This window comes from Paenibacillus sp. NPDC101420 (assembly GCF_050277435.1).
Classification (GTDB): domain Bacteria; phylum Bacillota; class Bacilli; order Paenibacillales; family Paenibacillaceae; genus Paenibacillus_AQ.
Genome location: NZ_JBNNSE010000001.1, coordinates 165,068 through 186,761, shown reverse-complemented (window position 1 = coordinate 186,761; position 21,694 = coordinate 165,068). Strand labels below are relative to the sequence as shown.

Sequence of the window (21,694 nt, the reverse complement as noted above, 5' to 3'; positions counted from 1 at the left end):
TGTTTACAGAATGGAATACACTTATAAGGAGAGATGCTGCCTGCCTGACTTTCTCTATGTTGTAAAACTATTATATGTGAAAGACAGAAGAAACTCACTTTTATATTTTATCACTAACTTACTGAGTGCCCCAATCCTTTTTGCAGAATTATTCACAACGAAATATGTGGTTGACCTCATTCAGAACTTCAATCCTAACACCTACCAACATATCTTGTTATTAGTAAGTTTGCTTATGGTAATGTTATATCTCGCGGGCCTTAATAGTTCTCTTCGAGCCATTGCTATCACCAATTTAACATCCACCAGTATATATGAACTGGAACATAGCATTTTGGAAAAGACTTCTAAATTATCTACGGCACTTTTGGAGGACCCCGCTACAAAAACTAAAAGAGAAAAAGCAAAACGACTTTCCTTGATTGATCTGTTAGACCAATGGACAGGTGTGACAGTTCACCTAATAACATTAGTTGTGTTAATGGTTGTCTTATCTGTTTATGGCTTCTATATTCTGGCTTTGATTATTTTAGGGGTGCAGATTCTACAGCTTTATCTTATGAAGCGAATGTCACAGAAAGTAGAGTCCATTTCAGCGAATCAAACCTCCTCTGTGCGAATGATCAACTATTTAGTCGATTTGTTGATTAACAGAAATTCCATTCCGGAAGTAAGAATGTACAGAATGTCCTCCTATTTGTTTTCCTCAATGAAAGAGAGCTTTACGAATAACTTCAAACAAATGCACCGTAAGGTTATTTATTCTGAAACCCTCAACTTCTCCCAAAGCTTAATCATGATCTTATTAAATGGGACTACGATTGCCATTCTAGCGATTACGATCGGAAGTAGCGGACAGAGTGCTGGGCTTTTTGTGTTATTACTTCAGATATCCAGTCAATTATTCATCGTTATTCCTGCATTAACAAGAGTTTACGCGGACTTAGCGAAGAGTCGTTTACGGTACGAGGATTATACGTCTTATTTAGATTTGGAAGAGCAGGTGCTTAGAGATCAGGAGGTGAATTCCAATAGGAACACCGATCCGATGAAGGTCCAAGTTCATCAGCTGTTTTTTAGATATCCGACCAACGCTAAGAACACCCTGAGTAATATAAACATGACTATTCATCCAGGTGAACGAATTGCTTTTGTAGGTGAGAATGGTTCGGGTAAATCTACGCTTGTTAAGTTGATCTTAGGGCTGTATCCTGCAACAGCTGGAAACATCCAGTGGTTTAAAGGTGAGAATGAAGTCTTAGCGCATAACGTGACACAGGATACCAGAGTTGTTTTTCAGGATTTCATTAAGTTACAAAGACCAATTAGAGAAAACATTGCATTAGGTAATATGGCTACTATTCATGACGATTCAAGATTATTAGCCGCGATGAAAAAAGCAGAAGCCGATAATTATGGTGTTCAATTGGATACTTTAGTAGGTCCACAGTTTGGAGGGATAGATTTGTCTGGGGGACAATGGCAAAGACTGGCGATTGCTCGAGCCTATCTCAATGACGGCGCTCTTATGATTTTTGATGAGCCGACTGCTGCCCTGGATCCTTATGCGGAACAACAGGCGTTCGATACCTTTATGAAATTAGGAGAGCAGCGGACCTCCATTATTGTGACTCACCGGCTGTATATGTCCAAATTCGTCGATAGAATTTTTCTGTTTGAGCATGGAGAAATCGTGGAAAGTGGAACGCATGAAGAATTAATGAGGGTGGATGGTAAATACAAAAAGATGTTTAATCGCCAGTCCTCTTTATATGTATAAGAAAGGAGAAATCCATGCTGAAGTCTGACATCACTAATCTTGTAATGATACTCGTGAGAATGTTTAGAAAAAGTCCGATGATCTCAACAATTACTAACATAGTCCCTATAATCAGTGGTTTATTAACTTTTTATTCTTACGCTGTCCAAGTGAATATCATTAACGGTGTGGCTCGCGGTGTTATGACGCTGCTCCCTATTCTATGGTTTGTTGTGATTCATGGCGTACAAGCTTGTTCATTAAGCATAACCAACATAATGAAGAATCGAATGAATGCGGAACTAACCCTCGCTTTTCAATCCGAATTGATAGATATTGCAAACCGGGTTGATTTTGAGGATTTTGATGATGAAGAGTTTGTAAATAAACTGCAAAGAGCTAAAAAGGTAGTTGGAGAAGATTTAGAGGGGATTACAGGTTTTTTGGTATCGAGTGTAGGAATTATCTCAGGACTAATAAGCATCATCTGGTTGTCGGCGACAAGTGGTTATTTCTTGGTCACATTCGTGGTAGCACTTATGATCGTGACTACCTTATCCATTCGATTATTTACGGAAATTAAAGTGAGAAGAACAGGAAGAGAACTCACCTTCGATGGAAGAATGGGAGACTATCTTGCTAACACTTTGGAAGACCCTAATGCGATTCGAGAAATGCGAATTTATGATTCCATCTCTTATTTTACAAATCTCTGGGCAATGCTTATGAAGAAGCAGCATAATAAAAGATTTAGCGCCAGAAAATTCGAGATCAAAACAGGGATGGTCGTGGCTATGGTCCAGACGAGTGCTATCTTTGTAGTTCTAGTGTACCTGTTAAACAAAATGGGGGAGTCTAATACAGTTACAATTGGAACAATTTCGGTGTTATTTCTGGCGCTGTTATCGAGTCGTGGTAAAATTATGAGTTTGACCTGGCCATTAAGCAAGCTTTACATCAGCAGTAGCAAATTATATGACTTAAATGAAGTACTTACATATAAGAACAGTGATTTTCGCAAAAATAACATAAATAATTCGACTGATTCTATGCTCCCAATTACCGTTTCAAATGTCTATTTTAAATACGCCAAATCGAACAAGAATTTCTTATCTAACATCAATATGACCATAAAGCCGGGTGAGAAAATAGCGATCGTCGGGGAAAATGGAGCAGGGAAATCTACGTTGATTAAAATGTTATTAGGTCAATATAGACCAAGCTCCGGAACGATTTGCTGGAAGGATCATTTAGAACCTCACGGTAAGGTGTCCGTTGTATTTCAGAATGCTGTGAAGTTTGAACTGACACTAAGAGAAAATATCCTATTGGGCGATGCGAATACACCTTCAGATGATGCTAAAATACTAAGGGTTCTAGAACAATGTGAGCTGATAGATTTGCTCCATGAATTAGGCGGATTAGATGTGAATTTGGGGCAAATAGTAGAAGGAAGCAGGCAGCTATCAGGGGGACAATGGCAAAAGCTGGCGATTGCGCGCGCGTTATACAATGATGCGGAACTTATAGTATTCGATGAACCTACTTCTGCAATTGACCCGAATGCCGAGATGGAGATCTATACGAAATTATTAGAAATCTGCCAAGATAAAGCAGCTATTTTTATTTCACATCGCTTGGGTTGGGCGAAGAATGTTGATACGATCTATGTTATGTATCATGGAGAAATTGCTGAAGTAGGGGATCATCAAGACTTAGTACATCACAATGGGATTTATGCAAACATGTACGCTTTACAATCCTCTTGGTATAAGTAGCTTATTAGATGTGATTGCGGTTGATATAAGATGGCATATTCTCCTTAACTATACTCATGAGGTTTACTAAAAAAATCCACAACAAATTTCTGGAATTGTATAGCCGCTTGTGATAAAAAGTGTTTTCTGCTCCAAGCGATGCCAAAAGTGCGCTGACAAAACGGATCGGTTATTTTCAATTGAACGATTTCTGTGTTTTTACTTCTCCTGCTTAAGGCTAAAGGGAGAGTAAAGGTGATACCCAGCCCCATCTCAACTAAGGTTTGAACGGCACTTACTTCTTCGAGCTCGAAAGCAATTAGCGGTTCAAATCCAGCTTGACGGCAAAATGCATCTGTAATTTCACGGAAATTAGATCTAGAAGACAAAGAAATGAAATTCTCACCAGCAGCTTCAATCAAAGAAATACTCTCGCGATTGGCAAAACGATGATTCTTAGGCACACTTAAACATAATTCCTCTTCTGCTAAGGTAAACCATTCGATGTCTGGTCCGGTGACAGGTGTCGAAGATATGCAAAAATCAATCACCGCACTCTCCAGATCGTTTCTCATTTCTAATGCTGAGCCAAGCTGACGCTGAATGATCCGAACGTGCGGGTGAAGGGTAAGAAACTCTTTTAGTAAAGTGGGCAATACATACGGTAGTGTTACTGCTATAGATATTACTCCATGTTCAAGTCCGGCCATATCCGTGAGCTCATGCTGACCTTCATCCAGTTCCAGAAATGCTTGCTCCACACGACGAAGATATGTTTTTCCGAATTCGTTCAATTTTAAATTTCTGCCTTGGCGTTCGAATAAGGGAACACCTAAGGTTTTCTCTAAACGTTGGATGGAATTGCTAAGTGAGGGTTGAGATACATTTAATTCTTTGGCGGCATTAGTCATGTGCTCAAGACGAGCAACTACACGGAAATATTGAAGCTGAAGGAATTCCATAACATTGACCTCTCTTTATTCATAACTCTAATGTGATATATCCATCATATAATATGTATTTTACTTAATTAATTTTCGGTCCTATACTATTGTAACATATAAAAAGATTTAGGTAGGATGGAGAGAGTCTGCTGTGATTAGAGAGAAGATATGGACCCGGAATTTTATTGTTGTTTGTTTGAGTAGTTTTTTTATGTTTCTGACCTTTTACATTCTGGCGACTGCATTCCCGTTATACGTGAAGGAAAGCTTGCACGGGAATCAGCAGCAAATGGGGTTAGCCATTACCATCTATGTCCTCGGAGGTGTATTGATCCGTCCTTTTTCAGGACAATGGGTTGATAAATTCGGTAAAAAGAAAATGGCGGTTATTGGGCTGGTCTTATTTCTACTCGCCTGTATAGGATACTTCGGAGCTAATGGAATTGTATTGTTTCTGGTGATTCGTTTCATTCACGGTATGAGTTATGCGGTTGCCTCGACAGCGACAAGTACAATAGCTTCCACGTTAATCCCTTTCTCACGCCAAGGAGAAGGTATCGGTTATTTCAGTATGTTTATGAGCATTGCGATGGTCATTGGACCAGCTTTGGGTCTTTTTCTATGGAAAGATGAGAACATTCATGTATTACTGTTAGGTGTATGTGTGATTGCTGCGCTTTCGCTGTTATTCACATTAGGCGTTCGTATGCCCAAAGAAGAGAAGGATACGGTTAAAGAAGCCGTTAAGGAACCTGTGAAGATGCGAAAGGGTCTTCGCTGGAGTGACGTCATTGAACCCAAAGCACTGCCCATCTCGCTTGTCGGATTTACGCTTGCGTTCTCCTATAGTTCTTTATCTGGTTTTATCGCTTCTTTTACAAAAGAAATTAACCAATCACAGCTTACCGGTTATTTTTTTGTGGCCTTTGCGATTATGATTGTGCTGTTTCGACCGCTAATCGGTAAAGTATTCGATAAATATAATGAACATATTCTCATTTATCCCGGAATTCTGATCTTCGCTGTAGGTCTGCTTAGCTTAAGTCAAGCTAAATCCGGATTCATGTTGATGTTCTCAGGCATCATTATGGGGGTTGGGTATGGCGCACTTATGCCATGCTTTCAGACGCTTGCACTTAAATTAGCCGATAAAGAACGTAGAGGAAGCGCCAATGGAACCTTTTTCTTGTTATTTGATTTGGGGTATGGAGCGGGTTCTTATATTATGGGTGTAGTTGCTTCTTATACAGATTACCGTATGATGTACGAAGTTGCAGGGTTCGTGACGCTTATCTCAGTTGCTGTATACTATTTGCTTCATCACCTACCTCAATCTAAGCTTCGCGTTCAAAAATCTAAAGCTGACGTTGCATAAATGTATACGTTCAGCTGTATGATATAATTGTTGAAAAAAAGGCATGGGGAGAACAATATGACTACAATCATTGATAAAATCGCCTGGATTCATATCGAGAATGGGCAAGTCTTATGTGCGCGTTCCAAAGGGAAAGATATGTATTATTTACCGGGAGGAAAAAGAGAAGCCGGAGAAACAGACGAAGAGACGCTCGTGCGCGAAATCGAGGAAGAGATTTCTGTTCAGATCAAGACAGAGACTGTTTCTTATTTTGGAACGTTTGAGGCAGAAGCTCATGGGAAAGCAGAGGGTGTTACAGTCAAAATGACCTGTTATATTGCGGATTATGAAGGGACATTAATGCCAGCGTCCGAAATCGAGGAATTATCTTGGTTAAGCTATAAGGATCGGGATCGCGTGTCTGTTGTTACCCGAATTATTTTTGATCAATTGCATGAGAAGAATTTGCTCTCATAATCAACCATATACAGCATTTGAAGTCCGTTTTAAGCCAGCAAGTTGGCTTGGGACGGTCTTTTTATTTCTATGAGCCAAAGGTCATTGTTGGGCGATAGCAACGTTTCTTCTCATTAAGGACAGATGTCCTTTTTTAACCCCCCGAAATGCTATTTAATATGGAAGAGATCGAAGTTGAGGAGAGAGAGAAATGAGAGGAATTATATTTGCATTTTTAGCGGGGGCTTGTATTACGCTACAGGGCGTGTCAAATGCTCGAATTAGTCAAGATATCGGGACTTGGCAGGCGGCTACAATTACACAATTAACAGGGTTCATCATGTCCTTTCTCATTCTTTTGTTCGTTAGAGATGGGAAAAGGGGAGGCTTTAAGCAAGTAAAACCCTTATATTTGATCGGTGGCGCTTTTGCGGCTGTCATTATTTTCAGTGAAGTAACGGCCATTCAGCAAATTGGTGTTACGTTTACGATATCCTCATTGTTGATTGCTCAGCTATGTCTGACGTTCTTAATTGATATTAAAGGCTGGTTTGGAATGGAAAAGAGAAAAATGAGACTGCCGCAGTTCATCGGCATCGGGTTGATGATCGCTGGCGTAGTGATACTGAAATTCTAATGGCCTTGCGTAAAGTCGATAAATGGAGGAGTTAAGTTATGATTATTGGTTTGATATTAGCGCTTATCGCGGGATCACTAGTGAGTCTGCAAAATATATTTAATACAAAAGTTAATGAAAAGGTTGGATCTTGGGCCACGACAACTTTAGTGTTAGGGATGGGATTCCTAGCTTCATTTATCATGAGTCTTATCGTTGAAGGAAACCGTATATTTACTTTGAGAAATATGGAGCCTTGGTATTGGATCAGTGGTTTGATCGGGGTTGGGGTAGTAATATGCCTTGTGCAAGGTACTAAGCGGTTGGGCCCTACGTATGCGATTTCGATCGTATTAATCTCTCAGCTTGGGTTTGCGCTGCTCTGGGATTCACTAGGCTGGTTAGGGCTTGAAAAGGTTCCTTTTACTTGGAAGCAGTTGGTCGGAGTGATTGTTATTGTTGGAGGCATTCTCGTGTTTAAGCTAGGTGGTGAACGGGAGACGCAGAAGGCGGTTTAGCCTTCCCCTCAGTCGCATGTCTGTCAAAATAGAAGTGATGGCAGTCACACGATGATGGAAGAAAAGCAAATTATACTTTGGGAAAGTAATAGCTCAATTATAAATAAGGAGTAGATCATCCTATGTTCATACAATTGAACTCCCAAACTATTGAAAAGTTAGAAAAAAGCCTTGGTGAACGACCAGGATATTTTAAATTATTCTTCGATACAGAGGGCTGTGGTTGTAATGGCGTGATCGTAATTCAGCTCATTAGTGAACCTCATGCTACAGATATTGAAGTTCAGAAAGAACCTTTTACTTTTTTTGTTGACCGGCAACAGGAGTCTTTATTTGATGAACAGATGCGACTTGAAGCAGATGAGAATTACCCGTCATTCCGATTAAGTAGTGATTCGAGTCTGTTAGGAAGTAATATTCGTGTAAAAGATATTCGTTAGGCAGGTTGGAGCAGTTAAATGTAGAGTGTGTAGAATGGCTGATGAAGCGATTCTACACACTTTTTTTATTTTTTTCGAGCATTAATATTGTAGACTATGTCACGACGTGATATAGTCACGTTAAGACATATTTAAATGCGACGTATAAATAAAGGGAGCTGGGCATGTTGAACCCTGAGAAAGTATTGAAGAAATACGTACCCATGACTGAAACAGCATTCTATATTCTTTTATCCTTAGATGAACCACGTCATGGATATGGAATAGTGAAGCATGTGGAGAAAATCACGAAAGCACGTCTTTTGTTAGGTTCAGGTACAGTTTATGGCACGTTAACGAAGATGCAAAAAGATGGGATGATTACTGTTTTTGCTGATGAAGAGAGAAAAACAGTTTACGAAAGAACAGACATAGGGATGCTAATTCTTGCTACGGAGATTAATAGGCTTAAAGAGCTACATGAGAATGCTACAAAATATGGAGGTGACATAGATGATTATCAAAATATTTAGACCCCTTTGGAGTTATGATGTTCAGAAAACTGAAGAATGGTTAGCTTCTATGGCCCAAAAAGGCTACGAACTTATCCGAATCAACCGTTTAACTAGATATTTTTACTTTCAGCAGGGCGAACCGAAAGCAGCAAACTATCGAATCGTATTCGATAAAGTTCCCAACCAATCCCTCTCTAAGGGTCTATTAAATTTCGGATGGACGAAGGTGTTACAGAGCGGCAAATGGGTTGTGACGATGAATCGGCTGCCTTTAGAACAGATTAGAGCTCTCCCTGATCGAGAGGGAATCGTAAAGCATAACAAGAAGATCATGTATATTTTTATGGGGATATTGATTTATTTAATGGTTGCATTACTCAATGTAATTTTAATAAGTACGATAGCATTGAGTGTTTCCAAGTCTGGTCATTTTAATGTCTTCAACGGACCTTTTGGTTTTATTCCCGCTACTGCATTAGGGCTTAGCATTATCTTATGCATTTTCACCGTATATTCGCTGATCACATTAAACAAGACGAACCAAAGATTAACAGGGGAATTCATACAACCAAACAAGCAAAATGGTCAGGGGACATCCCCTCTGAAAGACAGGCTAAGTAAGAATGAAGAGAAGCGTTTGAAAAGTTCAGGTCAACTTGTTTTGAAGTGGAAGATTGGATGGATGTATTCGCCGGATCGGCTTGAAGAGTGGCTAGAGGGAATGGAAGAAAAGGGATATAATCTGTACAGCGTTGGCAAAACAGGAACTGCCTTTTATTTTAAAAAAGGGAAGCCTCGTAAGATGTGTTATTGTGCGGACTTACAAAATACTGCTGATACCAATTACTTCAACATTCATACGGATTCTGGCTGGATATGTCTGTATCATTCGAGTTCATGGAGTCAGAAATGGGTTTTATGGGGCCAAGAATATATAGCAGGTAAAGCCAAACCGCAAATATACAGCGATAAGTTAAATCAGTTGAAACTAGCTAGACGTATAGCTTTAACGTATTCTGCTATGTTCTTACCCCTCACTATTTTATATATGTATATCATTGGTTTAAATGTAAGATTATCGACTTATTCTAACCTGGATCGATTGCAGATCATAAATATGATCTTGTACGCCATCTTAATTCTAATGTTTGGATCATATGTTAGTCGGACTTGGCTATATTACAACCGACTTCGTAAACATCATCAATAATATCGTGGAGGTGTATGATGCAACAGAACATTTATGACAACCCTGAGTTTTTCCAAATGTATAAGAACTTAAGGGAGTCAAGAATTACATACAATGACTTTATTGAACAACCTGCAATAAGAGGGTTACTTCCAGACCTACAGGATTTAAATGTTCTCGATCTGGGTTGTGGTTTTGGTGAAATGGCAAACTATATGATTGATAACAATGCTTCACAGGTAACAGGTGTAGATATATCAGAGAAGATGTTAGCTATGGCAAGGAAACGACCTGAGATCCGTTATATACAGGGCTCAATGGAAGAAATCGAATTTAATCGAAATGAATTTGATTTGGTTGTAAGTTCGTTAGCTTTTCATTATGTCGAGGATTATAAAACACTCATTAGTAGGATTTCAGAATGGATTAAACCCAATGGTTACTTGGTATTCTCAACAGAGCATCCTGTTGTTTTATCAAATAAGATTCAAAGTGGGTGGGTTAAAGATTCCGATCAAAATATCCTACATTGGCCCATTGATAATTATGGAGAAGAAGGTCTCAGATCACAGTTTTGGGGAATCGATGGTGTCATAAAATATCATAGAAAACTTTCAACATTACTTAATACTTTGATCCAAAATGGACTGACTATTGAAGGAATTGTTGAACCTGAATCCAGCCTTGAGGGTCTTGAGAAGATGCCCAAATTAATAAATGAAAGAAGGAGACCTTCATTTTTAATAATTAAGGCTAGAAAAACAGTTATACGTGGACAGTAATTTTCAGTTATGAATGAACTTTACCAGCCGATGAAGGACGATTACTTTATACTTATGTATACAGCATCTGTAAGGAAAATAAGGGGAGTGTTTGTATGCATGAAATACCTCATGAGGATTATTATAAAGTGAAGCCACTACTTCAAGGCGAGCATATCCATCCCGAAACTCTCTCTGTGATTGAAGGCAATAATCCTGGTTGGATCTTTGTCGATCACCTTACAGCACCAAAGAGTGCGTTAGTATGGAGTCAGGGGATTGAAGGGTTTTATCTTATCGGTGATCACACCAATCAAGCCTTTATCCATGCACTGGACAGTTATGTAACAGATCATATTGTACCTAGAATGAAGGAACTCGGGATGGAACATTTCGAAGTTTCTGGTCAACATGATGAATGGAATCTGGAATTGATGTTTCCTTCTAGGAAGCTATATCCGTTTGAACAGATAGTGTTCAAGTTACTTCACAAGCCGCCTACGACGCAGACTAATGGGACTAGAACTATAAATCTTAAAATGCTGGATTGGGAGAACTCAGATCTAAAGAATATAGAATTTGTACATGAAAATATTGATTTATTCTGGTCATCGAAAGAAGACTTTGCTGAAAAAGGCTACGGATATGCTGCAGTTGAGGGATCTGAAATTATGGGGGTGTGTTATTCTAGTTTTGTTACACAGGATACACACGCAATCGGAATTGAAACCCTTCCTAAATATCAGAAACAAGGAGTGGGGACACATTTAGCGACGCTAGTAGTTGAAGATGTGCTTGCCAATGGCTTTATTCCTTACTGGGATTGTTCACTAGATAATGAAGCTTCGAAAAAATCGTCACTACGGCTAGGGTTTCAGCAGATACATCAATATAAGTGTGGTGCTTTTGCAATATAATCCTTTTAGAGACGTCTATTCCATGGAGTAGACGTTTTTATTATATTTACCGTGGAGTTGTAAATACTATAATATGAATTGTAATTTGGTATAACTCTATAATTATGAGAGAATGATCATCGGAACGAATGGAACGATTGAATATATTATAAGGTTAGGATGATCATCCATGAAAATTTTTCTTGTCGAGGACGATAGAACGATAGCATCAGGGCTTGAATATTCATTACAGCAGGATCATTTTGAAACCCTTCTATGTTATGACGCCAGCTCAGCCAAAGCGGTGTTATCTGAGCAGTTATCAGAGCTCACCTTATGCATCTTTGATCTCTCACTGCCGGATGGCAGCGGTTATGAATTGTGCAAGATCGTGAAAGCGCAAAGTGATATACCGGTAATTTTTTTAACGGCGATTGATGATGAGGTCAACGTGGTGATGGGACTCGATATGGGGGCAGATGATTACATAACTAAGCCTTTTCGGATTCGGGAGCTGCTATCGCGGATTAAATCCGTCTTAAGGAGATATAACAAGCAGGCTCAGACCCAATCCAATATCGAATTAGAGAATATACGGATTAACACGCTTGAAGGAAAGGTTTATAAGAACGGCAATGAAGTGCTATTGACCGCATTAGAATATCGATTATTACTGATCTTTGCTAACCATGTTGGTCAGGTTCTCTCAAGAAATCAATTGTTAGAACGGATTTGGGATGTGGCAGGTGAATTCGTGAACGACAATACATTATCGGTTTACATAAAAAGACTTAGGGAAAAGTTAGAAGATAACCCCCAAGAACCCACACTGATCAAAACAGTTCGAGGGTTGGGTTACAAGGTAGGTGATTAGGATGCTTCGTAATAGAGAATTTAGATGGTTATTGTTTACGATGTGCTTGATCAGTCTTGTGGCTACAGCGGTGGCGACATTTATATCGTTAGAGGCGGTAGGGCTCACAGCTGGGACTTCAGCTTTGCTTATAGCTTGCAGTGTATTGTTTACCCGCTGGAGATATGGTGAAATTGAAAAACTCTCAGGGTATCTACGCCAAATCAGTAGTGGGAATTATTCGCTCGATGTTCGTGATAATCAGGAAGGTGAGCTTAGTATCCTGAAGAATGACATTTATAAAGTGACGCTGATGTTATCCGAGCAGAGTGCGCAATTACAAGAAGATAAAATGAAGCTCACCAATGCGATTTCGGATATCTCTCATCAGCTCAAAACCCCGCTTACTTCCATGACTGTGATGGCAGATTTATTAAGTGATCCTGAGCTGCACACTGAGAAGAGAATGGAGTTTACCCGGAAAATTACGATCCAGCTCGAACGAATTGGCTGGCTAGTCTCCTCTTTATTAAAGTTCTCCAAGATCGATGCAGGAACCATTCATTTTAAAAAAGATCTTGTTCTGGTGAACAAGCTAGTTCAAAAATCTTTGGAGCCCATGTTAATTCCAATGGATATTAAAGAACAACGGATCTTGATTGATGGAGAAGATAGTACCACATTTGCCGGTGATCTCAATTGGACAACTGAGGCGATCATTAATATTCTGAAAAACTGTGTAGAGCACACACCTGCTGGGGGAGAAATTTCGATTTCTTTTGCAGAAAATGCACTGTTTACGGAAATTATCATTACAGATAACGGCAAAGGAATCCCAAAGGCAGAGCTCCCCTATATCTTCAAACGATTCTATAAAGGTAAGAATGCAAGCGAAGATAGTGTAGGGATTGGACTTGCCTTGGCACAAAGCATTATCACAGGACAAAACGGAACGATCGATGTGAAGAGTGAAGTGGGAAAGGGTACACAATTTCAGATCAAATTTTATAAGCAAGTCATTTAGCACTTGTAGCTTAGTGACTAGAATGTCACTTTTGAGTCACTGGATAGTCATTGTAGACAGATATACTGATCTCATCAACAAATGGAGGTCTAACAATGGACATTTTAAAGATTGAACATCTGTCTAAAACATATGGTAAAGGCGAAACAGCGGTAAAGGCACTGGATGATGTATCTTTTTCGATTAAAAAAGGGGAATTCGTAGCGATTATCGGGCCATCTGGCTCCGGGAAATCGACCATTCTGCACTTATTAGGCGGAGTGGATAGACCGACAAGCGGCAAAGTATTCGTAGATAACACGGATATTTATGAATTGAATGAAACACAGCTGGCGATCTTTAGACGCAGACAAATTGGGCTGATTTATCAATTCTATAATCTAATACCGGTCCTAACGGTCGAAGAGAACATCACACTTCCTTTACTCCTTGATCAGCACAAGGTAGATAAGAAACAATTTGCGGATACTGTAAAGGCGTTAAATCTGGAGAATCGCTTAAACCATCTCCCGAATCAGCTCTCAGGCGGGCAACAACAGCGGGTCTCTATTGGTAGAGCGTTAATTAGTAATCCCGCAATCATGCTGGCGGATGAGCCAACCGGTAATCTGGATAGTAAGAACAGTGGTGAAATTATAGATTTATTAAAAATGTTTAATAAAACCTATAATCAAACACTGATTGTCATTACTCATGATGAACGGATTGCATTACAAGCGGATAGAGTGATTACCATTGAAGATGGAAGGATCGCCAAAGATGAGGTGATTCGTCCGTGAATATCGTAAATAAATTAACGCTTAGACATTTGAAGCAAAATAAACGAAGAACATTGGTTACTATCATTGGAGTCATCATTTCTGTGGCTATGGTGACGGCTGTGGCAACGCTTGGTTTTTCATTTATGGAATTAATGAGGCAGCAGAGTATCTCAACAAATGGAGAATGGCATGTCCAATATAGAAATGTTACTAAAGCTCAGCTTAAAGCGATAGAAGCGGATGATGCAACGAAAACACTTGTCATCTCAAATGATCGTGGCTATGCCCCTTTAGAGGGGGGACAGAATGAGAACAAGCCCTATTGGTATATTAAGGAATATAATTTAGCTGGTTTTAAACAATTTCCGATTGAACTTCTGGATGGAAGACTCCCGAAGACTAACTATGAAGTAGTCATTTCTGAGGAAATTGCAAAAAACGCTAAAGTAACATACAAGATTGGTGAAACTTTAACTCTCGATGTCGGAGAGCGAGTCACTAGGGATGTTAAAAATAGTGGGCAGCCCTTATCTCAGAACGAACGATTACGGACTGAAGAGGATACCCTGAATGAAGAGATCATTCATAAAAAACCAATGAACTACACGATTGTGGGAGTGATAAAGCGCCCTACTTGGGAACCAACATGGTCCCCGGGTTATACTGCTCTAAGTTATGTGGATGAAAGCTTGATTGGAGCAGCTGAAAAAACCACAGCGACGGTTGTATTAAATAAGGTGGATAGCTCCATATACAAGCATGCAGAGGAATTGGCACAAGAAAACAATATCGAGTCAATCTCTTATAATAATAGTTTGCTCCGCTATTATGGTGTGACGAATAACGATGGCTTACGTAATACACTTCTTTCATTGTCAGTCATCGTTATGACTGTGATTATCATTGGTTCCGTTTCTTTAATCTATAATGCTTTCGCAATTTCTGTCTCGGAACGTGCACGCCATTTAGGAATGCTCTCCAGCGTAGGTGCTACAAAGAGGCAGAAGCAGAATTCAGTGTTTTTTGAAGGGATGATCATCGGTTTAATTAGTATACCTATTGGGATCCTTTGCGGAATTACAGGAATCGGGATCACTTTTATGTTTATCAATTCGATGATTCAAGATGTACTAGGGATAACTGAAAAATTAACATTGGTTGTTACACCTCTGTCCCTATTCACCGCTTGTGTAGTTTCGATACTGACGATTTTTATATCCACCTATCTTCCAGCCAGAAAAGCTTCCAAGATTTCGGCGATTGATGCAATCAGACAAACAACCGATGTTAAGCTCTCTGGTAAAGCGGTGAAAACTTCCAAGTTCGTTCGCAATTTGTTTGGAATTGAAGCAGAAATTGGTTTGAAGAATTTAAAGCGAAATAAACGCAGGTACCAAGCAACCGTGTTCTCACTTGTCATTAGTATTGTTCTGTTTTTATCCGTATCTTCGTTCACTACTAATATGAGAAAGTCGGTAGAACTCTCACAGGATGGTTTGAACTACGATATCCAAGTTTATATGGGGACTGAGGACACTCAAAAAGTAGCTCGGCTGACGAAATCGATATCTGCCTTACCTAATATAACGGAATATAATGTGGTCAGGGAACTAAGCTTGAGTTCATGGATTGATGAAAAAGATATGGCAAAAGAATTGCAAGAGATCGTGGAGAAGGATAGCAGTATTTTAAAGAATGGGAAATATCCTTACTACATTCAGATCCATGCCCTAAATGAACAGAGTTTGAGAACCTATGCAGAATCCGTCGGTGTAAGTTATGAACAATTAACGGATCTCAATCAGATGTCAGCTATTGTGAATGATACCGTCACCTTTGAGGATGAAAACGCCAAAAAAATTATTGAGACCAAAGCTCTTCATTCGGAAATAGGTCAGAAGCTTGATTTAATTTATACGGATTGGAACACAGAGAAAGAGACGAAATTACCACCAGTAGAAATCGTCGCATTAACTGATAAACGCCCTATGGGTGTTCATTCAGCACAAGTTGGTGGATTAAACATCATTGTCTCTGACCAAGTCTTCGATCAATTAACAAATGATACGATGAGTAACGATATACAAAGCCGACTAAACCTGAACAGCTCTGATCCATTAGCGACACAACAAGCCATTGAAGAGATGAAAGAGCGGAATGTCTATGTTCAAAATGTGTTTCAAAATAGACAAAATAGTGAGCAGATGATCATGTTAATGTCTATTTTCACTTATGGTTTTATTGCTTTAATTACTTTAATATCGATTGCGAATATTTTTAATACGATATCAACTAGCATATCCCTTCGTAAAAGAGAGTTTGCGATGCTGAAGTCTGTGGGGATGACGCCAAATGGTTTTAATAAAATGATTAATTACGAAAGTGTTTTTTATGGAATTAAGTCACTACTTTATGGGCTTCCGATTAGTATAGTTATTATGTACCTGATCTATAGATCAATGATGAGTAGCTTCTCTTATGGATTCACACTTCCGTGGATGAGTATCTTGTATGTCATAGTCGCTGTATTTATCATCGTTAGCTCAGCTATGCTGTACTCCAGTTCAAAAGTGAAGAAGGAAAATATTATTGATGCTTTAAAACAGGAGAATATATAAGGATTAGCCGCGATAATCGCGGCTTATTTGACTTTTCTGAAGGTTTATATTTTTTGGGGGTGTTTTGTGTTATATATGACACGAACGGTATGTTATTACATATAAATCCCTATGATATAATGTATTCAATTGAAATTAACAGATTATAACTTTAGAGGCAGGTGTCAACGCTTGAGAACGGTCGTCGTGATTGGCGGGGGAATTACTGGATTGTCTACCGCTTACTATCTACAGAAATCTATACAGCATAATAAGTTGGATGTAAAAATCATTTTGGTTGAAGCCAGCGATAGACTGGGCGGCAAAATCAGAACACTTCAGCATGATGACTTCATCATGGAGTCTGGTGCTGATTCAATTGTCACTCGCAAGACAAATGTAGCACCATTGATTGAAGAATTAGGCATTCAGGATGAGGTTGTATATAACGCGACAGGAATATCATACATCTACACAGAAGGTAAGCTTAAGCAAATTCCTAAAGATACAGTCTTTGGCATCCCTCTCAGTATTGAATCGCTTGCTACTACAGATTTGATCTCTGCTGAAGGTAAAGTTGAAGCACTTAAAGATTTCTATACTCCGAATGATCGTTTTACGAAAAACGATTCTGTAGGTGACTTTCTGGAAGCTTTCTTTGGAAAAGAACTTGTCGAGAAGCAAATATCACCTGTCCTATCAGGTGTATATTCCGGGAAATTGAGCGAACTTACCATTGCCTCGACCCTTCCTTATTTGATTGATTATAAAAATGAATATGGAAGTATTATTCAGGGATTGTCCGCGAATAAGGCTAAATTCCAGGGGAACGGCGATAAGAAGTTTATGTCTTTTAAGGGTGGCGTATCTGCTCTGATTGATGCCATGGAAGAACAGCTGTCCGATGTTGAGATCATCAAAGGGATTCGGGCAGAGCGCATTGCAAAGGATGGAGAACGGTACCGGGTAACACTGGCAGATGGACGAATCTTAGAGAGCGATTTTGCCGTACTAGGAACGATGCATTCTACTGCACAAGCATTACTTCAAGACGAAGCGCTGAATGAAGATTTCAAACAGTTGTTTAACAGCTCTATGATTAGTGTGTATATAGGATTTGATATCCCTGACAGTCAACTGCCAGCGAACGGTACAGGGTTTATAACAGCCAACAGTGACGATGTTCTTTGTAATGCTTGTACGTGGACAAGTCGCAAGTGGGAGCACACGTCTGGTCAACAACGTCTGCTTGTCAGACTCTTTTATAAAAGCTCAGGACCGCATTATGAGTCCTTGATTAAGCTTTCAGAAGAGGAATTATTAAAGGTGGCGTTGAATGATATACAGACCAGTCTTGGAATTACTGGACATCCAGTTACCCACGATGTGACCAAATGGCATGATGTTATGCCAAATTACCACAAACGCCATCACGAGATTGTAGTATCCTTAGAGAAGAAGATTGCAGATCATTATCCGAATGTAATCCTTGCTGGATGTTCTTATTATGGTGTGGGTATTCCTGATTGTATTGCAAATGGAGAGAAGACAGCGGAACGCATTTTGGAACAAGTAATTACACATTAAACAAAGGAGGGCGGACAATAGTGAGAAAATTAGCGATAAGCTCTATGCAAAGTCTAGACTATAAACAACGGCGGTTGTTTGTATAGAGCGAATAAAAATTGATTTACCGCCAGTGCACTGTGCAGGGTTGTTTTTAGAATAGACTTTGCTACCTTCAAACTCAAAAAAAGTTTAAGGAGCAGAGCGACTATGAAATATGTAAATGCAGATACGATTTTTCCAAAAGAATTATTAGAGGAAATTCAGAAATATATTAACGGTGGTTTGGTGTATATCCCTAAGCCTGAAGAAGCACATGTAAAATGGGGCGAGAAGTCAGGGAGCAGAAAATACTTAAGATCTAGAAATATTGAGATTTGTTTAAGGTTTGCCGTTGGAGCAACGGTTGACCAGCTTTCAGATGAATACTGCCTATCAAGGGACAGTATTAAGAAGATTGTTTACACAAAAAAATAGCTATAATCCCAAAAAGCCACGTTAGAGGAAGCTCTGACGTGGCTTTTTGTATTATAATTGACAGTATGTTCATTAACTACGAGGTGGAAGATACATGGCAGACAAAACATACTTAGATTTACGGATAAGAAAGACAAGAAAAGCAATCCGGAATGCTTTTATAGATTTATTAGCAGAGAAAGAACTGAATAAGATCTCGATCAACGCTATTACGCTAAAGGCTGAAATCAATCGAGCCACATTTTATTTACATTACAAAGATATTAATGATTTGATTGATAGTATCTTGGATGATTTATTAGCAGATTTGAAGAAAATACTCATTGATAAATTTGAAGAATCCTATAAACCAGGGGATGAACTTACCTCGCTGATTTTATTGCTTGAGCATATTGCAGAGAATTCTCATATGTATAAGGTGTTGCTTGTAACCAAAAATATTCCTTATTTCACACCGAAATTGATGGATCTGTTATATGAATTGATATTAACAACAACAGAACAACAATCGATTCAAAAAACAGAGGATTTCTTAACCGTCGATACTCCATCTGATATTGCAGCTTGGTATGGAACATCGGCTATCATTGGTACAATTTCCATGTGGCTAGGCAATGATATGCCTTATACACCTAAATATTTAGCAGAACGAATCATACAGTTAAATCCATTTATACCTGCAAATAATAAAAAGATATAGTGAATTGTTTCACTATTTAAATTTTAATTAACACATATTTATCAACTGTTGCTTTATTAACGCTTTCAGTATTATTGTAGATTGCTTAGCTCCTTAATAACTACTACCATGAAAGTAATAGATAGTAATAAGGAGTGTTAATGAATGATGAAAGTCGGCATTTATCACGGTCAAAATTGTGTGGGGATAGAAGAGCGTCCGATGCCTCAAGTAGGAGCAAAAGATGCATTGGTTCGGATTTTAGCTGGTGGAATTTGTGGTACAGATATCAATATAGTAAAAGCAGGCTCAGAAATGGGTATCCGTTTCGGCTCAGAGTTTGGACATGAAATGTTTGGTGAAATCGTCGAATTAGGTTCTGATGCGGAAACCGATTTGGCAGTTGGCATGCGTGTAGGTGTGAATCCAATTACTGCAAAACGTGCAGGTCGTCGTTATTCGTTGGAGGTAGGAGCCTTTTCACAATATGTCTTAATTGAAGATGCAGCACTTAATTATAACCTTTATGAATTTGATGATTCCGTTTCGGCAACAGAGGCCGTATTAATGGAACCCATGAGCGTAGGCTTCCATGGCGCTTTTAGCGTACTGCCCAAACATGGAGACAAAATCGTAGTTCTTGGTGCTGGTCCTATTGGCTTATCTGCAGCTGCAGGATTAATTGGTGAAGGCATTAAAGATGTTTGCGTAGTGGATATTGACAACTGGCGTTTGGATAAAGCAAAAGAATTAGGCGCATTAACAGTTAATACGTCGACTGAAACATTAGCAGAGGGTTTAATCAAACACTTCGGCGAATTGAACGTATACGGTGTGAATGTACCCAATGTAGATGCTTTTGTGGACGCAGCGGGCGCTCCAATCTTATTTGAACAAGTGATGCAGATTGTAAAGCCACAAGCAAGAATAGCAATCATTGCCGTTTATAAAAATGAAGTACCTATAAGCCTTGCTCAAGTGATGAGTAAAGAAGTTAACATAGTTGGAGCTAGTGGATACACACATGAAGATATTGTAAAGGTAATTGAACATATAAACGACAAGAAAACGAATATCTCTACAATGGTGACACAGACTTATAAATTAGAGGATATTCAAGCCGCCTTCGATAAAGCCATTGCAGCAAAAGAAACGATCAAGGTTATTGTAGATCTAACTTAATCATCAGGTAATTATATTGGAGTTCATTTGAGTGTAAAACTCAGGTGAACTCTTTTTATTTTAGAAGAATAATGACGTTATATAAAATTTAATTCTAATTGAACATGGCATATTACAAGTGTGTGGTCGTAATTATACTGAGTATAGAAGTGAAATTAGAGAAAAAACGTGGAGGTATGATGGAAATTAATCTTGTTCCAGTAACGTTTGAAGATAAAGAGGTATTGACTAATCTATATCAATTTTACAATTATGATTTCAGTTTATTTACAGATCAAGATGTGAACGGGCATGGGGAATTCGAGGTGAATATTGATTATTTTTGGGAAGGGGATCATCGATGGAATCCATATTTGATTGAGGTTTCAGGAAACGTAGCTGGATTTGTGGTTGTTCTTTTTGAAAACTTAGATACAGACCCAGATCCAACTCATGTGATCTATGACTTTATGATTTTGCAGAAATACAGGAGAAATGGAATAGGTACTGCTGCCGCAATAAAAACACTTGATCTATTTAAAGAAGCTAAATGGAAACTAGCTCAAATGGAAAATAATAAATCTGCCATAGCATTCTGGCGAAAAGTTCTTCAGGATTATACAAAAGACAACTATACAGAACGTTATTCTAGTGATCTCCAAAAATATATTCAAGCATTCGATAGAAGGGGAAGAACGAAATGAATATCACCGTAACATTAACTGACAGCACAACGAAGTTTATGATTAACAATCTCTACCCACTATACTTACACGATCTATCAGAGATATGGGGGAATCTTCCTAATCAATACGGTGTATACGAGGATGATGAAACACAGACGCTGAATGAACAGAATAAAGTCTTCGACATATGGTGGGAGAAGCCGGGGATTTTATATCCTTATTTAATAAAAGAGGATGGAATTCCTGCTGGCTTTGCATTAGTAGCGACACCACCTCATACACCACCAGGTTGTGAATTTTATTTAAACGAATTCTTTATCCTGCGGCCCTTCCGAGGTAAGGGAATCGCTGAACGTGCGGCTAAGGAGGTATTTAATCTTCATATTGGAAAATGGGAGCTACAAACCAATCCCACAGCTACTAATAGGAGAGCCCAGCATTTTTGGAGAAAGACACTAAAAGAATATACTGGTAATAGCTTTCAAGAAGAATGTAAGAAGTCTTTTGATGATGAATTAAAGATGATTTTTAATTTTTGTAATGGATAAAGCTAATCAAAACAAATGCTTTGATGGAGAAAAGTAGTTCAATACCTCACTACAGGGAGGAAACGCCGGAGATTGGGAGCGTTTCTAGAGAAAAGGGTTGATCGAAGTTCACTCCGGAGCAGTCCCTTGAAACCATTGTTGGCAAGTAGAGGTGT

22 protein-coding genes and 1 other annotated feature (1 of these 23 only partly in view) are annotated in these 21,694 nt (G+C 38.9%); of the genes, 21 read left to right on the top strand and 1 reads right to left on the bottom strand.

All coding sequences use genetic code 11. The features are described 5' to 3' along the window. The first annotated feature begins 334 nt into the window (after positions 1-334). Entirely contained in the window at positions 335-1,780 is a 1,446-nt protein-coding gene (locus ACQKMP_RS00705) for an ABC transporter ATP-binding protein (RefSeq protein WP_427468636.1), read from the top strand. Positions 1,781-1,794: 14 nt separating this feature from the next. After that, entirely contained in the window at positions 1,795-3,537 is a 1,743-nt protein-coding gene (locus ACQKMP_RS00700) for an ATP-binding cassette domain-containing protein (RefSeq protein WP_427468635.1), read from the top strand. A gap of 44 nt (positions 3,538-3,581) precedes the next feature. Here ACQKMP_RS00700 and ACQKMP_RS00695 read toward each other — a convergent pair whose 3' ends face one another. Beyond that, entirely contained in the window at positions 3,582-4,478 is an 897-nt protein-coding gene (locus ACQKMP_RS00695; protein WP_042187990.1) for a LysR family transcriptional regulator, read from the bottom strand. A 133-nt stretch (positions 4,479-4,611) separates the two neighbouring features. Between ACQKMP_RS00695 and ACQKMP_RS00690 the strand changes: the two genes are divergently transcribed. The 19 genes from ACQKMP_RS00690 (at position 4,612) to ACQKMP_RS00600 (ending at position 21,539) form a co-directional block, all read left to right on the top strand. Further along, positions 4,612-5,835, top strand: a complete 1,224-nt coding sequence (locus tag ACQKMP_RS00690; RefSeq protein ID WP_339271134.1) for an MFS transporter — start codon at positions 4,612-4,614, stop codon at positions 5,833-5,835. Between the two features lie 57 nt (positions 5,836-5,892). Then, positions 5,893-6,294 carry an NUDIX domain-containing protein gene (locus ACQKMP_RS00685; protein ID WP_340969306.1) on the top strand — a complete coding sequence of 134 codons (402 nt, stop codon included), beginning with the start codon at positions 5,893-5,895 and terminating at the stop codon, positions 6,292-6,294. Positions 6,295-6,484: 190 nt separating this feature from the next. Next, positions 6,485-6,910, top strand: a complete 426-nt coding sequence (locus ACQKMP_RS00680; protein WP_042187994.1) for a DMT family transporter — start codon at positions 6,485-6,487, stop codon at positions 6,908-6,910. A 38-nt stretch (positions 6,911-6,948) separates the two neighbouring features. Then, positions 6,949-7,407, top strand: coding sequence for a DMT family transporter (locus ACQKMP_RS00675; protein ID WP_042187996.1), 459 nt, complete (start codon positions 6,949-6,951; stop codon positions 7,405-7,407). Between the two features lie 122 nt (positions 7,408-7,529). Continuing rightward, a complete protein-coding gene (locus ACQKMP_RS00670) occupies positions 7,530-7,847 on the top strand; it encodes an iron-sulfur cluster biosynthesis family protein (RefSeq protein WP_427468634.1) in 318 nt (105 codons plus the stop codon). Between the two features lie 164 nt (positions 7,848-8,011). Next, positions 8,012-8,359: a PadR family transcriptional regulator gene (locus ACQKMP_RS00665; RefSeq protein WP_371916540.1), complete on the top strand. Its 348-nt coding sequence runs from the start codon at positions 8,012-8,014 to the stop codon at positions 8,357-8,359. Continuing rightward, positions 8,340-9,551, top strand: coding sequence for a DUF2812 domain-containing protein (locus ACQKMP_RS00660; protein WP_427468633.1), 1,212 nt, complete (start codon positions 8,340-8,342; stop codon positions 9,549-9,551). The genes ACQKMP_RS00665 and ACQKMP_RS00660 overlap by 20 nt, the downstream gene beginning before the upstream one ends. Positions 9,552-9,568: 17 nt before the next feature. Continuing rightward, the gene (locus tag ACQKMP_RS00655; RefSeq protein ID WP_339248569.1) at positions 9,569-10,312 is read left to right on the top strand and encodes a class I SAM-dependent methyltransferase; all 744 of its coding nucleotides are present in this window, start codon (positions 9,569-9,571) and stop codon (positions 10,310-10,312) included. Positions 10,313-10,407: 95 nt separating this feature from the next. Next, positions 10,408-11,208, top strand: coding sequence for a GNAT family N-acetyltransferase (locus ACQKMP_RS00650; protein ID WP_427468632.1), 801 nt, complete (start codon positions 10,408-10,410; stop codon positions 11,206-11,208). Positions 11,209-11,377: 169 nt separating this feature from the next. Further along, positions 11,378-12,061 (top strand): response regulator transcription factor, encoded by a 684-nt coding sequence (locus tag ACQKMP_RS00645; RefSeq protein WP_427468631.1) that lies wholly within the window; start codon positions 11,378-11,380, stop codon positions 12,059-12,061. A 1-nt stretch (position 12,062) separates the two neighbouring features. After that, positions 12,063-13,064, top strand: coding sequence for a sensor histidine kinase (locus tag ACQKMP_RS00640; RefSeq protein ID WP_427468630.1), 1,002 nt, complete (start codon positions 12,063-12,065; stop codon positions 13,062-13,064). A 95-nt stretch (positions 13,065-13,159) separates the two neighbouring features. Continuing rightward, entirely contained in the window at positions 13,160-13,843 is a 684-nt protein-coding gene (locus ACQKMP_RS00635; RefSeq protein WP_042127549.1) for an ABC transporter ATP-binding protein, read from the top strand. Then, positions 13,840-16,443: an ABC transporter permease gene (locus ACQKMP_RS00630; RefSeq protein WP_427468629.1), complete on the top strand. Its 2,604-nt coding sequence runs from the start codon at positions 13,840-13,842 to the stop codon at positions 16,441-16,443. The genes ACQKMP_RS00635 and ACQKMP_RS00630 overlap by 4 nt, the downstream gene beginning before the upstream one ends. A 171-nt stretch (positions 16,444-16,614) precedes the next feature. After that, entirely contained in the window at positions 16,615-18,009 is a 1,395-nt protein-coding gene (locus ACQKMP_RS00625; protein ID WP_427468628.1) for a protoporphyrinogen oxidase, read from the top strand. A 189-nt stretch (positions 18,010-18,198) separates the two neighbouring features. Further along, positions 18,199-18,465, top strand: coding sequence for a CD3324 family protein (locus tag ACQKMP_RS00620; protein WP_042127555.1), 267 nt, complete (start codon positions 18,199-18,201; stop codon positions 18,463-18,465). Positions 18,466-18,559: 94 nt separating this feature from the next. After that, positions 18,560-19,165, top strand: a complete 606-nt coding sequence (locus ACQKMP_RS00615; RefSeq protein ID WP_042188018.1) for a TetR/AcrR family transcriptional regulator — start codon at positions 18,560-18,562, stop codon at positions 19,163-19,165. 144 nt (positions 19,166-19,309) lie between these two features. Beyond that, complete coding sequence (locus ACQKMP_RS00610; protein WP_427468627.1) at positions 19,310-20,326, top strand: zinc-dependent alcohol dehydrogenase; 1,017 nt, start codon at positions 19,310-19,312, stop codon at positions 20,324-20,326. 149 nt (positions 20,327-20,475) lie between these two features. Continuing rightward, positions 20,476-21,009, top strand: a complete 534-nt coding sequence (locus ACQKMP_RS00605) for a GNAT family N-acetyltransferase (protein WP_427468626.1) — start codon at positions 20,476-20,478, stop codon at positions 21,007-21,009. Continuing rightward, positions 21,006-21,539 (top strand): GNAT family N-acetyltransferase, encoded by a 534-nt coding sequence (locus ACQKMP_RS00600; RefSeq protein WP_427468625.1) that lies wholly within the window; start codon positions 21,006-21,008, stop codon positions 21,537-21,539. The genes ACQKMP_RS00605 and ACQKMP_RS00600 overlap by 4 nt, the downstream gene beginning before the upstream one ends. A gap of 11 nt (positions 21,540-21,550) precedes the next feature. Next, positions 21,551-21,694 (top strand) — a binding site (T-box leader) (it continues 97 nt past the right edge of the window).

Coding starts and splice junctions, on each gene's coding strand:
- ACQKMP_RS00615 (WP_042188018.1), top strand. CDS start 18,560: ATGGCAGACAAAACATACTTAGATTTACGGATAAGAAAGACAAGAAAA.
- ACQKMP_RS00620 (WP_042127555.1), top strand. CDS start 18,199: ATGAAATATGTAAATGCAGATACGATTTTTCCAAAAGAATTATTAGAG.
- ACQKMP_RS00635 (WP_042127549.1), top strand. CDS start 13,160: ATGGACATTTTAAAGATTGAACATCTGTCTAAAACATATGGTAAAGGC.
- ACQKMP_RS00675 (WP_042187996.1), top strand. CDS start 6,949: ATGATTATTGGTTTGATATTAGCGCTTATCGCGGGATCACTAGTGAGT.
- ACQKMP_RS00700 (WP_427468635.1), top strand. CDS start 1,795: ATGCTGAAGTCTGACATCACTAATCTTGTAATGATACTCGTGAGAATG.
- ACQKMP_RS00610 (WP_427468627.1), top strand. CDS start 19,310: ATGATGAAAGTCGGCATTTATCACGGTCAAAATTGTGTGGGGATAGAA.
- ACQKMP_RS00650 (WP_427468632.1), top strand. CDS start 10,408: ATGCATGAAATACCTCATGAGGATTATTATAAAGTGAAGCCACTACTT.
- ACQKMP_RS00670 (WP_427468634.1), top strand. CDS start 7,530: ATGTTCATACAATTGAACTCCCAAACTATTGAAAAGTTAGAAAAAAGC.
- ACQKMP_RS00660 (WP_427468633.1), top strand. CDS start 8,340: ATGATTATCAAAATATTTAGACCCCTTTGGAGTTATGATGTTCAGAAA.
- ACQKMP_RS00695 (WP_042187990.1), bottom strand. CDS start 4,478: ATGGAATTCCTTCAGCTTCAATATTTCCGTGTAGTTGCTCGTCTTGAG.
- ACQKMP_RS00640 (WP_427468630.1), top strand. CDS start 12,063: ATGCTTCGTAATAGAGAATTTAGATGGTTATTGTTTACGATGTGCTTG.
- ACQKMP_RS00665 (WP_371916540.1), top strand. CDS start 8,012: ATGTTGAACCCTGAGAAAGTATTGAAGAAATACGTACCCATGACTGAA.
- ACQKMP_RS00655 (WP_339248569.1), top strand. CDS start 9,569: ATGCAACAGAACATTTATGACAACCCTGAGTTTTTCCAAATGTATAAG.
- ACQKMP_RS00680 (WP_042187994.1), top strand. CDS start 6,485: ATGAGAGGAATTATATTTGCATTTTTAGCGGGGGCTTGTATTACGCTA.
- ACQKMP_RS00645 (WP_427468631.1), top strand. CDS start 11,378: ATGAAAATTTTTCTTGTCGAGGACGATAGAACGATAGCATCAGGGCTT.
- ACQKMP_RS00685 (WP_340969306.1), top strand. CDS start 5,893: ATGACTACAATCATTGATAAAATCGCCTGGATTCATATCGAGAATGGG.
- ACQKMP_RS00600 (WP_427468625.1), top strand. CDS start 21,006: ATGAATATCACCGTAACATTAACTGACAGCACAACGAAGTTTATGATT.